Raw genomic sequence first — 15093 nt, forward strand, 5'->3', positions numbered from 1 at the left:
ATTAAGCGCGAGGGGACTTGGCCAGAGATAATTAAGGGACAGAGCCTAGTTCTGGACATGCATGGCTTATATTTATTGTATAAGTTAATATCTAGCCGCATATAATAAATTTATAAACAGACGAATCAACACAGGAGACAAATCATGGAAAGTTTTACTTGTAAAATTGAATCAATTAACGGAATTTACCGTTTAACTTATAAAGGTAGCCGACTTACCACAACGGCAGGGTGCGGTAAAGAAACTACAGACCGCATTGGACTTGAACGTCAAGTAATCTCACGCTTTGTTAATGGTAATAGTGCTATTAAGCGAGAAGCCGGTAAAGCCTTTATGGAATATCTTAAAACAGATTACCAAATAATAAAAGATTAAAATAAAGGTATGAACGCTATTATTACTTACAAACCACAATATGTTACTGTTCTAACGGCATTCCCCCCCCAAGCCCCAAACTAACACCTACCGAACATATCTTTTATTTCTGGGAATACCTGTTGGTATATTCTGATATAACCACTCTTTCTCATGTTTATACAACCATATATAACTAGCAGCTCTCGCAAGCTTTATCTTATTTCTAGTCACATTTTTATTTGCTTGAACATAGTTAAATATTTGTTTCTGATGACGAGTGAAATCGGCAAAATACCAGATACGCTTTCTTAATAATTTAAGTTCTGGATGCTTAGTTAACACCTTCTCGATAGCTGCAACAGACAAACAAAATTCAGTTGCTATAGAGAGTGTCTTTTCACCAACAAAAAGCTTACGCCAGATGGCTCGTTCAATATTTTCATAAACCTTAGATGGTCTTGTATTAACGTCAACGCCCTGCTGTTGAGCTTTTATTTTTAGGGTGCTAACGGTCGTAGAAAACATATCCGCTAAAGTACGTAAGCTCTCACCTTGCTTTAAGCATGCAATAGCCTTACTCCACTGAGGTTCACGCTTAACTATACGCTTCTGCTTAGGTACTTTAGATTCCAAATCAACAACACTATCTGATATACAGCGACTAAAATTGAGCCAACTTCCAAAAAGAACATAGATCAATAAAAAATGTTTAAGCGGTTGGTGATTACACTGAGTGCGGTAGAATAAACATTCTGGGTACTGCCCTTTTTGTACCTGAACAGCTAATCGTTGAAATGCGGGGGAAAGTTGAGGTAACAAGTTCAATTTATCGAGTAAAAGACTCTTCAGTAACTTTTGTCTTACTCTTCCTGTGCTTGTTTGAAGTCCAAGTCTTCGTAACTGCACCATATATTGCTGGTTGATGTTACTTATAGTTAAGTTTAATGGGTATTCACTAAATTCATCAGCAATAAGACGGCTTAACTCACTCTCCTCAGTAGTACCGCGCTCTTGGGCATCATGATTTGACTCTGGCAATAATACTTTAACAGAGCCTCTCCTAAGTCCATTTAAATGGCAGTTATGGACGGGACACACCAGAACCCCAATGAGTTGATGTACTTTGTGCCAATATGCGACGCCATACTTCTCGCAGTCTGAAACTACACATAGTGGGCAGTATTTTAGATATTGCCCTGATGCGATTCGGTTTGCCACCATACCTAATTTACTTTGCAAGCTGGCTGAATCTCCAGATTTAAGTGCTTCAAAAGCTAATTTATAGTCTCTTTCTAATAGGAATGGTTCGTAATAATGAAGGCTCCTCATATGGTTAATTAGATCATTTAAGCTAACACCAGAAAGATCGGATAGTTGAGGCAGAAAAACAGGGAACTCATTTGTAGGTCTAGACCCATTAATACCAAGCATTGGTAGTGTATAGTGGCGAAAACTAGAATGGGCAGCAATGAGGTGATATCTACATAGCCAACTAAAAATAGTTTCATCAGGTAGTGCATCAGGAAACAGTATATCCGGCATAAGTGATACCTCTCTTAATCAAAATTAAGATTAGCTCTCTGCCAATAAGCAAGTGCAATCAAATAAACAGGGTTCCTAACAAGGCTAGTTTGAGACCTGTGAATAAACATCATACTTAAAAAATCCCTCCTCCCTTCTAGTATTAAATTAGTGTAGTTTCTAAAAATATGTTTAATTAACTCAGGACCCAAATAAGATTCAAAATGTGGACTATATAGCTTGCATATAAATGACTTTATTGTTGAACTTTCTATGTTTAATCCTAAAAGTTCAATTAATTGAAATTTAATACTAGCCGCGATGGTAGGTCTTTCATGAGATATTTCATTAATTTTAAACACAAAGGATTGCCAAGAACTTAGCTCTTTAGATATATGTAACCGAATCGGTTCCCAAGCATTTACTTGATGCGGTAGGGTTGCTTTGAAGAGGTTTCTAATTGATTTTTTCCCTTTCTCCAGTATACGATTATGTTTATAACACTCCAAAACACTCGGTAATTGATGCCACGAATGCCAATAAGTGGTTCCATATTTATCTAAATCATATTCTCTACATTTTTTACAACTGTGCCAGCTAATATCAAAGCCAAAGCCAAAGTGCGTCATCTCACTAGCATGACCTAAATGACCCAATCCAAAATCATTTTTCTCAAGAATCTGTCCAACTGAAACTTGCCAAATTGGTATCACTGTATGAATTCTAACTAAGCTATCACGTTCTTTAACCAGATTAATAACGCCCTTCGAAGCTGGCGTGAATACTTGATTGGAATAAAGGAATCGATCTTGAAAACCTAATGTTTCTTGAAAATTTAAGAAAGAGCTATAACCTGATAACTTATAAGCTCGAACTAACCAGGAGAGAAGGTGCTCATTTGGTAATAGATTAAATACAGGTAAGTTCATAAAGGAATACCCTCATAACCAAGATTATCGATAGGCATAGTAGAGGAATTCATTGCCAATTCTTTTTCTAATATCTTTACTGTTTGTTCTTCTTTTTTAGTCAACTTATACTCAGGTAAATAACGCTCAACTTGCTCATATATGGCTTTTGCTTCTTGACCTTTAAATCTATGTTCAGCTGCAATCTTTAATAATTTTTTAACTTCCTTTTTTACTTTTTGATCAAGCTCAAAATTTGTATTCATTAAATCATCAAACGCATCAAACTTCCCATGCCTTAATGCAATAATTGCTGGTTTCATAATTGAAAATTTCGAATCAAAAATATGATCAAAGACTTCACCTGAAAAACACGGTAGACAGTCTCGAATACAATGCTTGTTTGTTTGTTCAATCAAGAAAAACAAACAATATGGTATGCCTTGTGTGAGGCTATAAATCTTATTTTCTAATGCGGGGGTTAACTTTATAAACTCAGGTAATAACTGATAATCCCAAGCATATTCAACCAGTGACTTCCAATCAATATCCAGTTTAGAAAAGTTTACCCATTCATGCGGAATACCTAAACGACGAGCATTGGTAAATTCTTTTTCTGACAAGCGATTAGCTTTAGAAGTACCAATTTTCACTGTCGGAACATGAGCAACTTGAGTTAGTTGATCAAAAAGTGTAAAAATTTGTTTTCTTTCGTTTGGTGATGCAAAACAAATATTTTGAATTTCATCAAAGATAATCACGCCAATAAGTAACGTTGAACATAAGGTGATGACTTTGCTTATGCACCGCTTGCGAGTTAGCTTCTCGTACTGAATTTGATAGTCCGTTGTACCTAACACTTTATCAATTTCGCGAGCAATAATAAGGCATATCTCTTTACTATCGGCTTCGCCTGGAATATCTACTTTTATGTAAACAAACTGAAAAACATCTTTTCCCATTGGCCCCTCTTTAGGGTGCGATAAAACGGGGGGAATCAGAGTCAGTAGACTATTGAATAGAGTTGTTTTACCCATGCCACTAAATCCCGTAAATTTCAGAGAAGGCGCTGTTGTTCTTGTCCTATGATAATTTTCAGTCGCCACTTGATTTTGCCAACGCTGTGTATCTTCGTTGAGAGGGTTACGTTCTTGATAGCCTTCTTTAAGAATATTAAGAAAATCACAGTAAATATCGTAATATTGAGACGTAGGCAAAACTGACTTCATTATATTGGCAGCTTTTTGCTCTAATGTTTCCACATCCAATTCAGCAATATTTTCAGGTAGCTCAACCACATCAACCACAGCATCCCAAAAATCGCTTGCGCTAAGACGCATTGGTAATGTTTCGATAAATGGATTTCCTCGGTAATCACTATTTTTTGATAGCGTGTATTTAGCGATTTGAAATGACACTATGATTTCCTTCTTTGACGTCTTTTTTCAGCACTTTTCGCTGCAAAAATTGTTGAAATAGTATTCTCAGGATGTTGTTTTTCTGCCGGTACGGGCGATAGATTTTCTACCTGATTATCTTCAACTCCAAGCATTTGATTAAATTGTTTTTTAGAAGCAACTATTTCACGCTGAATAGCTTCCTCCCTATGCGTAGAGATATCCTGTGTATTAGCCTGGTTTACATTAATCGGAACTTGTTCATGCTTGGCTGAGATAATTAAATTACTAGCCGTAATACGCGTTTCACTTTGCTTTTCATCATGTTTTTCTTTAAGCTTTTCATGCACAACTGATTGCTTATTCTTATCATATTGAATTGCTTCATCAGACATATTTTGATACATCATATCTGAACTTTGCAGTATCGCAGGATAGAAGCCTTCTGGTGTTTCAATATAAATAGTACTCAAGGAGTAACGCATAAATCGACAAGGGAGTTTAGATAAATGCTTACGACTTTCACGATCCTGTAACCCTTTATCTAGTGTCCATTCACATGTGTATTTAAGTCCTTTAGTCGATTGTCTCACCTCTCTACGGCCTAAATACCTACCTTTCAAAAATAAATGGTCTCGATGTATAGTTACCTCACCAACCTCAAGTAAGCTTTGATAAAGTTCATTTTCATCAACAGGTTTCAAGTAACCGGGACGATTTTTAAGTCCCCATTTAAATTTATCCATCGGAATTGGGTCGACTCCATCAAGCCTCATTTCTTTGCTGAGAGGTAGCCCTTCTATTGGATAATAATTGTTATACCTAGTAATGAAATCGATAAGTACTTGGTACAATTCTCGGATATTTAGTAATGCATTTTTACGAAGACGTCTTTGTATATATTCCGCAATATTCTTTTTTCCAGCTCCAGGAACCACGCCATATAAAAAATCCTCAAGCGATTTATGTCTTCGCTCTACAAGACCCTTTTGCTGCGAGTTACCTTCGGTGTTATATATCTGTTCAATTTGCGCATCTTTACTTAATGAACGTTCCAATTCAGCCTTGAATTCTGCATTATCGACAAAAATCATCCGGCACTTTCCAGAAATATCCCATGGCTCGGTTAGCTTTACACCAATCTCTTCACAGAATTTATTTTTATCCCTAAAGGCTACCAGAATAACTTCGCGAGCCGTATGTGCAGAGGCTTTAGCAAAGGTAAGCAGTAAGGCAACCCAAGTACGAGAAAACATGTCAATAACAGAATAACAAGTGGGTTTACCCATACGTATAGTTCTCGTTTTATCAAACTCATCAACAAGTTCTACGTTGAGAGGCGTTTCATCTACTTGGTACACATGACCGGGGCCTTCTGCATAGAACTCTTCGATATTACCTTTTAACCCTTTGTGATCTTTATTGAATTTATCCGTTTCTCCTTGTGCGGTACGAATAACATCTACGTGCCCCTTAACGTAAGCTCGGGCATAATTTTTGAATTGCTCATAGCTAATTCGAAGTTCTTCATTAAATCGCTTAAAACTACTAATTTCCCCAGTTATTCCATCTACAACAGGATCACTAGCAAAACGATCTTCATATTCAACAAAGGCTTTAGGGTAGGATTTAGGTGCATTACATTTAATATGTTTATTGACGATATAGCGGATATTTTTTTCATCTTTACTATCTTTCATTCGACCAACAGCACCACTTCCTCTTTTCGGTCCTGTTTTATTAGCATAATTTTTATTCTCACCTTGTCCAGAACCAGGTTTTCTCAAAAATGCATTTACGTTACAACCAGCCCGTAAATATCGATACAGCCATTTATAAATTTGAGGACGCTTAGCATTGATACCAACATTAGAGGCAACTTCTAGACATATTTCTACTGCATGACTTCCATAACGTCGAGATACCAAAAATAGTTCTATATTTTTAATGATCGGCTTAATCACATCAAACTTTTGATCTCTAACCTTTAATTGATTCGGTTTAATAAAGCGTTCAGGCATTGCCATATATTCAGGGCAGTCCAATATACCTTTTATTACATAACCCTCTCCTAACGCTTCAAGCAACATCTGATAGCTGAATTGAGTTGGCTTTTTATCTTTTTGCATATCCATGGCAAAGACACGATCAGTCGTAGCATCAATAAAAATAATGACATGCGGAGCATCTATAAACCCATTATCTTCACCTTTTATGGGCACTAAAAGATCGTTTAATTGAAGAAATACCTCATCCATACGCATTAACCCTCAATTTAAATTCTGCTGCTGATTTTTCAAATCGAAGTAATTGATTAAGATCTGCTATTATTTTTTTGTGCCATATGCAGTGTTCAAAAATAGCTACGGAGTCCTGATAGCTTAAATTTATTTGATCTGCTAACTCTGAAATTAAGTCACTAAGCGATATATCATCATGATCCTTAATTAAGGATTCAAAACTGCTCAGCCAACGTGGCAGCAATATAGTTAATTTCAAATCGATTGAGTAAAAAGAAAAAAGCTGTTCTAAATTTTGAGAGAATATTGTTTTTATATCTTCACTCATGATCAGGTGCCACTTAACGCCTTGGGATTCCCAAAATACTTGTTCTATTTTTAGTTTGATCTCTAGGTTAGCTTTCTGCCTTTTTGTTAGTTTTTTATAAGCCTCAGAATCTTTAATTGAATAAACAATTTTGTTACCTATAATCGATCTACAGTAAAAATCACTAGTCATAACGACTTGCACATTCGCGGTATACGGATAGGTGGGATGACGAACACCAAGTTGCTTTGCTATAGCGGCGGAACGCTCAAGAGACAATAGAGGGTATTGCTCTTTAATCCATAATAATTCTCCTGAAAATCTTAATCGATAGAAAAAGTGACGTTCATTTGTTGAAAGTAGATCTCTATCCTGCCCTGGTTCAGCAAAATCAGGTGTTCGAGACTTAGAACCTGAGGACTTCATGTCTTGGCTTTTAATGAAAGACACCCAGTGAGGACTGCGCTGATTCTCTAATTTCCAAATTTCAATCCATCTGTCTCTCAATGCATGAGTAATATCAACTCTTCTCTTCATTAAAAACTCCAAAAGAGACTTCCTTGTCATTCATTTCATCTTTAATTTACTGATGATTTTTCATGTTTAATACTATTAAGCATGGTTAAACAAATAGGTTCCGTCAAGAATAGCGCTAACCTTAAGCTTTTGAATATATTAACATTATAGTAAAACACTCATAAGTGTAGACTTAACCATTTGATAAATAAGCCGATTAACTTTTATTTTCCACACCTAAAAGACAGGGCTTAATAGCATTACTGGGCACTCGTAAAAATAAATTCAATGTGAAAAAGGGGAAGCTATAGACAAGGAAAACATAGTAGATCAGCACGAATACACTGTACTGGATATTCTAACAAAGTGGATACTTGGACAGCATCAATGGTCACTTCTAGCTTGGACAGTTTTCAAAGTGAGAGACGAGAAGAACTCAAGGGGCTATTTTCAGGTGATGGTATAACTCATCTACAATTCTGCAAGATAACTACAGAACCGAACATTCAATATTTCCTAGGTTTCACCTTCAGTAACCACATGAATTTAATTGTAATTAATACCATTACCTAATATTATTAACTTATTGTATTTATAATAAAAATTTTTTCGATTCACCCCTCACTAAAACTGAATCATCTACAGTGCCCCCCCTTACTTAAGCACACAAAATATAAATAAGCGGATTAAGAATAACATTATGGCAAAAATTAAATTACTTTCAGACAGTAAAAAATTAGCGAATAAGCATGTGATTTTTGTTCATGGTTTAGGCGGTGATTCAGATAAAACATGGTTAAGCCGTAGTGCTCAAAAAGAAGCTTGGCCTTTATGGTTAATTGAAGATAACGAAGAACTTAATATTTGGTCAATTGGGTATTCCGCACCAAAACTTAAGCTTACCGATGGAGGGATGGGCTTAATCGATCTTGCTAGTAATATTTTTGAACGAATTATCGTGACCAAAGAACTACTTGAAGGTGAGTTAATCTTTATTTGTCACAGCCTAGGTGGGTTGATAGTTAAACAAATAGTAAGAATTGCAAATGAACAGGTTAAAAATAATCTTGCTCAAGAATTTATAGGTCGAGTGTCCGGCATCGCATTTTTAGCTACTCCGCATTTGGGTTCAGATATTGCTTTAATGGCGAATCAGCCTATATCTAGCTTACTAATACGAGGATTTACAACGTTAGGGCCATCAGCAGCGACAGCATCATTAAGTCGCAACGACCCTAATCTGAGAGCATTGAATACTTGGTATCGAGAATGGAGTCACCATTCTAATATTAGACATTTAGTCCTTATCGAAACTAAAAAATTATATGGCATTCTCAAAGTTGTAAAACCGGACAGTGCAGACCCTGGTTTCGTAGGTACTCGCCCTGTTCCAATAAAAGCGGACCATGAACAAATCTGTAAACCAATAGACAAAGATGATGATGTTTATGTTCACGTAAGTAATTTCATAGCTCAAAAAAAAAGAGCTAATCATGAAGTTTGGCTAACATCAAAATTTACTAGTGACGTCAACTCATGGGAAGGATACGCCAATTGGGCAAAATGTCCTCTCGGAGTATCAGAAGAATATCTAGTAGACGACAAAGTACGGTTAATTGACTCATCATCAAAAAATAGTGAAGGTTTAAACGGCTTAGAAGGTCTGAATGCTTTACGTAAAAAATTATTAGTTAGTAACTCATCGATAAGACTGGTTGGTTTGTCTGGAGTAGGTAAAACTAGATTCGCGCAAGCATTATTCGATGATCGCATAGGTGAGAACCCAATACCGATTGAAAGTGTCTTTTATACAGATATGGCTAACGGGCCTTCACCAGCACCTAGAGAACTGGTCGAAAAACTAGTATCTGAAGGTAAAAAAGCTCAAATAGTTGTCGATAATTGCCCTCCTGAATTACACCGAGTATTAACATCCGCAAGTACTGCTGATGGTAGTAAAGTAAGCCTATTAACAATCGAGTATGACATTAGAGAAGATCAACCTGAACAAACAGAAGTATACTCTCTCGAACCATCATCAATAGATCTAATAGAAAAAATAATCAACGCTAGATATAATTATTTAGGGCAACAAAACTCAAGAACTATCAGTGAATTCTCTGGCGGTAACTCAAGAATAGCAATAGCCTTAGCCGAAACGATTGACAAAGACGAAAACATTTCTAGCTTAAAAGATGAAGAGCTTTTCAAAAGGTTATTTCACCAGCGTCACGACAAAGAGAAGTCACTTGAAAAAACAGCTCAGGTTTTATCGTTAGTCTATTCTTTTCAGATTAACAGCGATAAGATCTATAGTGATGATATAACTTTCATGAGTAATTTATTTGAAATCTCACCAAAAGAGATATATCAGGCTGCTATAGAACTAAAACGACGAAACCTAGTGCAACAGCGCAGTATATGGATGGCAGTATTACCTCACCCCATAGCTAATAAACTAGCTAAACATGCTTTAGAAAATATAAGCCCAGCTATAATTTTAAGTAACTTTAATGAAACTACAGATGAAAGACTTTTAAAGTCTTTTTCTAGACGCCTAGGCTATTTACCTCAATGTTATGAAGCTGAAGTTATTATTAACAATTGGTTTAGCAAAGATGGTTTATTCGATAAGTTATATTCAAATAATCGAAACGATTTAGTATGGGTATTAATTGGGAATATTGCACCGATTTCAGTAAAAGAAGTTTTGAATTACATTGAACAATTAGCCAAACAACCTGATTTTTGTACTAGACATAACAAGCAATATATCGATATTACAAGACTCATCAGGTCAATTTCATATGAAGTACAGCATTTTGATCAATGTGCAAAATTACTCTGCAAATTCGCATTATCTGAAAATAAAGGAGAAAATAACAACTCCATTAGAGAAATTTTAAAATCATTATTTCAGCTTTACCTTTCAGGTACGCACGCAACAAAAGAGCAACGCCTAAATGTCATAAATGGCTTGATTAATACTGCCACCCAAACTCATCAAGAGCTCGCTTTAGAGCTTTTAGACTCATCTCTTGAAGCATCGCACTTTTCTTCTAGCTATAATTTCGATTTCGGTGCCAATTCAAGAGACTTTGGCTATACCCCAAAGACTAATCAAGATATTAAAGACTGGTATACTTTATTTATTAACTATACGGTTAAATTAATCACTAGCGGTTCATCAAGCTCAATACCAGCAAAAGAAATACTAGGAAAAAACCTGCGTAGCTTGTGGCGACAAAATAATTTAAGAGACTTAATTGAAAGCTCTTGTTTAAAAATAGTGAGTTCAGGAATGTGGAATGATGGCTTTTCTGCAATAAATTCAATCTTAAGATTTGATTGTAAATCTTCAGATGAAAACGAAATAGAAAGACTGAAATCGCTCGCTGAACAACTATCACCTAAATCTATAATTGATGATATAGAAATGTATGTTCTGGCTGACAAATGGGCGTTCTATGAGCTAGAGGAATTTGATGATGAAGGTAAATTAATTGAACATGGATATAAAAAAGGAGAGGAATACTCCCAAGAATTAGGTTTCAAATTAGCTGGTACTGATAGCGAGTTATTGGAAAGTTTATTAACCATTTTACTTTCATATGGCGGTACTAGTTCTAATTTATTCGAGTTTGGAACAGGATGTGCTCAGGGTATTCAGAACAATAATGAACTATTATATATAACAGTCGCAGCACTAGAACAGATTCCTGAAAAAAAGCGTAACCTCGACTTCTTGCGTGGCCAAATAAATTATCTTTCAAAGCATAATATCGAACTTACTAATACTTTCTTAGACAACCTAATAGTTAACCCAATACTAAAACAACACTTTATATGGGTTCAGCTAAGTTACACGATTAATTCCGAGGCTATTATTCGTATCCTTAAGGATTTAAAAGAAAATATATCTCCAATTTGGATGTACAAAAACTTAGCTTGTGGACGTAAGCACGAACCTATACCTGACGACATACTCTGTGATATTTTGGATTTGATTTGGCAGAAAAGTGATGGCCAAGAAGTAGCTATAGATTTATTATCCATGCGTTTTCATGGATTTAAAAATAAAAAAGACTATATAGTTTCTGATTTACTTAAGAGTAAGTCAGCTTCATTACTAGCATTATTCGATTACTCAAAGAAAAGAAACCACTTTAATAACAAAGATTATAGCTTTACTCAAATAGCAAACGTTTGCTTTTCAAACAATACTAACAAAGACCATGCTGTTTCAGTTTTTACTAATATCAAAAAACGTATTTTAGACCACACAATTGGTCGTATCGATCTTCCTGATTTCCTGTCTGCAATGATTCAGATGCATCCAATATTAGCTCTTGAAGTATTCATCGGTGATGGAAGTGAAGTTAGCCCTCTACTAAGAAATGCAATAAAAAGTAGATTCGACAAAAAAACAAGCCCATTTTCAACGGTTGAAACCCAAAGTACACTAGAATGGTGTGATAAAAACCCTGAAGATCGCTATCTCAAACTAGCATCAATTATTACCCCCGACCGCTCTACTGAACAATCCATAGAATGGACTCCGCTCGCTATCGAATTATTAAAAAACGCACCAGAGCCAATTAAGGTTCTTGATGAATATTCATCGAATCTTTACCCCACCTCATGGACAGGCTCTAGAGCACAAATCCTTGAATCAAAACTACCTTTGTTTGATGTATTAATAATACATATAAGAGATGAAGTATCAGCTTGGGCTACAGACAAGAAAACTCAATGGCAAGATTTAATAAAAAATGAGTATCTAAAAGAAAGTGAGCGGGAAAAAGAAACTAGTGAAAGGTTTGAATGGTAAATAAATGAAGCTATCTTTTCTTTAGACAAAAAAATAGACAAACATTAGTTTGTCTATTTTTTAATACCTTTGTCTATTTTTTTAATGCACCGCTACAACCAAAATTAGTCGTTATACGCTTCAATTGGTGGGCATGAGCAGAATAAGTTACGGTCGCCATACACATCATCGATGCGGTTTACTTTAGGCCAGAACTTGTCTTTCTTCACGTAAGGTGCAGGGTAAACCGCAGTTTCACGGTCATAAGCACGATCCCAGTTAGCGTCAACAATATCAGCCAGTGTGTGTGGTGCGTTATGTAGTGGGCTTTGTTCTGCAGTCCACTCACCCGATTCAACTTTAGCTATCTCAGCACGGATGCCTGTCATTGCTTCAATGAAGCGATCTAATTCAGCTTTAGATTCTGATTCAGTCGGCTCAATCATCAGCGTACCCGCAACTGGGAAGCTCATTGTTGGCGCGTGGAAACCATAATCCATTAGACGTTTAGCCACATCAGACTCGCTGATACCCGTTGCTTCTTTAAGTGGGCGTAAATCAATGATGCACTCGTGCGCAACACGATCATTACGGCCTTTATAAAGCACTGGGAACAGTGGGTCTAAGTTTTGAGCTAGGTAGTTAGCGTTTAAGATAGCTGTCTGTGTAGACGCTTTCAGGCCATCTGTACCCAACATGTTGATGTACATCCACGTAATAGGCAAGATGCTTGCGCTACCGAACTGTGCAGCAGATACCGCACCGTTGTTACGGCTTTCTTTACCTGTGTCTGCTACTGAGTGACCAGCAACAAATGGTGCTAAATGCGCTTTAACGCCGATAGGACCCATACCTGGACCACCGCCACCGTGTGGGATAGCGAATGTTTTATGTAAATTCAGGTGAGAAACGTCAGAGCCCATAGAACCAGGTGAAGTAAGACCTACCTGTGCGTTCATGTTCGCGCCGTCCATGTAAACTTGGCCGCCGTTGTCATGAATGATTTGACAGATTTCTTTGATCGTTTCTTCGTATACACCGTGTGTCGATGGGTACGTGATCATGATGCAAGAAAGGTTGTCTTTCAGCTCTTCCGCTTTTTCACGTAAGTCTGCAACGTCAACGTTACCGTTTTCATCACACTTAGTTACCACAACTTTCAGACCCGCCATTTGCGCTGATGCAGGGTTAGTACCGTGCGCAGAGCTAGGGATCAGACAGATGTTACGGTGTGAATCGCCACGAGACTCATGGTATTTGTGAATTGCTAATAGACCAGCGTATTCGCCTTGAGCACCCGAGTTAGGTTGCATACAAATTGAATCGTAACCAGTGATAGTCACTAACCAGTCTTCTAACAAGTCAATCATCACTTTATAACCAACCGCTTGATCTGCTGGGCAGAACGGGTGCATGTTGCTGAATTCAGGCCATGTTACTGGGATCATTTCTGCAACTGCATTGAGTTTCATTGTGCAAGAGCCTAATGAAATCATTGAATGGTTAAGGGCTAAATCTTTATTTTCCAGAGATTTAATATAACGCATCATTTCTGTTTCTGAATGATGAGAGTTAAATACTGGGTGTGTTAGGAACTCTGATTCACGTTCAACTGATGCTGGGATAGACGTGCTACCTGTTGCAGCCAGTTCAGCTTCTAGTGCATCAATCGAGATACCGTGGTTATCACCAAGTAGTACGTCGAATAATGTTGCCAGATCAGCTTGGGTGATCGTTTCATCGATGCTGATACCCACTTGGTGATCAGTATCCAGACGGAAGTTGATGCCAGCCGCTAATGCGCGTGTCACAACTTTCTCTTTATTGTCCAGTAACTCGTTATCAAGTTTCACTGTAATGGTATCAAACCAAGTATTGTTCACTAGGCTTAGACCGCCTTTAACAACACCAGCTGCTAATAAGTCAGTGAAACGGTTAACACGCTTAGCAATATCTTTTAGGCCTTGAGGGCCGTGATATGTTGCGTAGAAACCAGCCATATTCGCTAATAATACCTGTGCAGTACAGATGTTTGAGTTCGCTTTTTCACGGCGAATGTGTTGTTCGCGCGTTTGCATTGCCATACGTAATGCGGGTTTACCATGGGTGTCTTTAGAAACACCAATGATACGACCTGGCATAGAACGCTTATGTTTGTCACAGCTTGCGAAGAACGCCGCGTGTGGACCGCCATAACCCATAGGTACACCAAAGCGTTGTGAACTACCAAACGCCATGTCTGCGCCAAGTTCTGCCGGTGATTTAATACGGGTTAGTGCTAATAAATCAGAGCCAACTGCAACAACACCTTTTTTCGCTTGGATAGCAGCAATAATGTCGCTGATATCTGTAACGTCACCGTTAGTACCTGGGTACTGAAGTACCGCACCAAACAAGTCATGCTCGGGCGCTGTTTCTGCAGGGCCGCGAAGAATAGTGAAACCGAAGTGCTCCGCACGTTCGATCATCACGTCAGCTACTTGTGGGTGTACGCTGTCGGCGATAAAGAAGTTATCACATTTTTTGTTTTTAGAAACACGCTTACACATTGCCATTGCTTCAGCTGCTGCTGTTGCTTCGTCAAGTAGTGATGCGCTTGCTAGGTCCATGCCTGTTAAGTCACAAGTCATAGTTTGGAAGTTAAGTAGCGCTTCTAAACGACCTTGTGCAATTTCTGGTTGGTAAGGCGTATAAGCCGTGTACCAGCCTGGATTTTCGAATACGTTACGGAGGATAACATTCGGCACGTTTGTACCGTAATAGCCCATACCAATGTAGCTTTTGTTGACTGTGTTCTTCGCTGCGATGGCTTTTAATTCTTGCAGTGCGGCAACTTCAGATAACTGATGGCCAGCAACAACGTCTTCTGCCAATAAGATTGAACTAGGTACAGTTTGTTGGATAAGGTCTTCTAAAGAGTCAGCGCCAACTTTCGTTAACATTGCTTTAGTTTCTTCGCTGCAAGGGCCAATGTGGCGACGGGCGAAGTTATCATTCTGCTCTAACTGGGCAAGTGGGGTATGGGTTTTCATGCAAT

At 37.5% G+C, this 15093-nt stretch carries 8 protein-coding genes; 2 read left to right on the plus strand and 6 right to left on the minus strand.

Translation table 11 applies throughout. From position 1 onward, the window contains the following. Positions 1–144 precede the first annotated feature (144 nt). Positions 145–375 carry a hypothetical protein gene (locus tag FR932_RS13515; RefSeq protein ID WP_019441465.1) on the plus strand — a complete coding sequence of 77 codons (231 nt, stop codon included), beginning with the start codon at positions 145–147 and terminating at the stop codon, positions 373–375. An 87-nt stretch (positions 376–462) separates the two neighbouring features. Here the strand turns inward: FR932_RS13515 and FR932_RS13520 are convergent, their stop codons facing one another. From FR932_RS13520 to FR932_RS13540, 5 genes are read right to left on the minus strand one after another with little or no spacing between them, the layout of a single operon-like run. After that, positions 463–1899, minus strand: coding sequence for a TnsD family Tn7-like transposition protein (locus FR932_RS13520; protein ID WP_019441464.1), 1437 nt, complete (start codon positions 1897–1899; stop codon positions 463–465). Positions 1900–1913: 14 nt separating this feature from the next. Then, positions 1914–2807: a hypothetical protein gene (locus tag FR932_RS13525; protein ID WP_019441463.1), complete on the minus strand. Its 894-nt coding sequence runs from the start codon at positions 2805–2807 to the stop codon at positions 1914–1916. Then, a complete protein-coding gene (locus FR932_RS13530; RefSeq protein ID WP_019441462.1) occupies positions 2804–4204 on the minus strand; it encodes an ATP-binding protein in 1401 nt (466 codons plus the stop codon). The genes FR932_RS13525 and FR932_RS13530 overlap by 4 nt, the downstream gene beginning before the upstream one ends. Then, positions 4204–6441, minus strand: a complete 2238-nt coding sequence (locus FR932_RS13535) for a DDE-type integrase/transposase/recombinase (protein WP_019441461.1) — start codon at positions 6439–6441, stop codon at positions 4204–4206. Before FR932_RS13535 ends, FR932_RS13530 begins: the two co-directional genes overlap by 1 nt. Beyond that, positions 6434–7267 (minus strand): heteromeric transposase endonuclease subunit TnsA, encoded by an 834-nt coding sequence (locus FR932_RS13540; protein WP_019441460.1) that lies wholly within the window; start codon positions 7265–7267, stop codon positions 6434–6436. The genes FR932_RS13535 and FR932_RS13540 overlap by 8 nt, the downstream gene beginning before the upstream one ends. Before the next feature lie 679 nt (positions 7268–7946). On the opposite strand from FR932_RS13540, the gene FR932_RS13545 reads away from it, so the two are divergent. Further along, entirely contained in the window at positions 7947–12077 is a 4131-nt protein-coding gene (locus tag FR932_RS13545; RefSeq protein WP_019441459.1) for an esterase/lipase family protein, read from the plus strand. 104 nt (positions 12078–12181) lie between these two features. Here the strand turns inward: FR932_RS13545 and gcvP are convergent, their stop codons facing one another. Next, entirely contained in the window at positions 12182–15088 is a 2907-nt protein-coding gene (gene gcvP, locus FR932_RS13550) for an aminomethyl-transferring glycine dehydrogenase (protein ID WP_019441458.1), read from the minus strand. Positions 15089–15093: the final 5 nt, after the last annotated feature.

It is taken from the genome of Moritella marina ATCC 15381, assembly GCF_008931805.1.
In the GTDB taxonomy this organism is placed as follows: domain Bacteria; phylum Pseudomonadota; class Gammaproteobacteria; order Enterobacterales; family Moritellaceae; genus Moritella; species Moritella marina.

Coding starts and splice junctions, on each gene's coding strand:
- FR932_RS13515 (WP_019441465.1), top strand. CDS start 145: ATGGAAAGTTTTACTTGTAAAATTGAATCAATTAACGGAATTTACCGT.
- FR932_RS13545 (WP_019441459.1), top strand. CDS start 7,947: ATGGCAAAAATTAAATTACTTTCAGACAGTAAAAAATTAGCGAATAAG.
- gcvP (WP_019441458.1), bottom strand. CDS start 15,088: ATGAAAACCCATACCCCACTTGCCCAGTTAGAGCAGAATGATAACTTC.
- FR932_RS13535 (WP_019441461.1), bottom strand. CDS start 6,441: ATGGATGAGGTATTTCTTCAATTAAACGATCTTTTAGTGCCCATAAAA.
- FR932_RS13525 (WP_019441463.1), bottom strand. CDS start 2,807: ATGAACTTACCTGTATTTAATCTATTACCAAATGAGCACCTTCTCTCC.
- FR932_RS13540 (WP_019441460.1), bottom strand. CDS start 7,267: ATGAAGAGAAGAGTTGATATTACTCATGCATTGAGAGACAGATGGATT.
- FR932_RS13520 (WP_019441464.1), bottom strand. CDS start 1,899: ATGCCGGATATACTGTTTCCTGATGCACTACCTGATGAAACTATTTTT.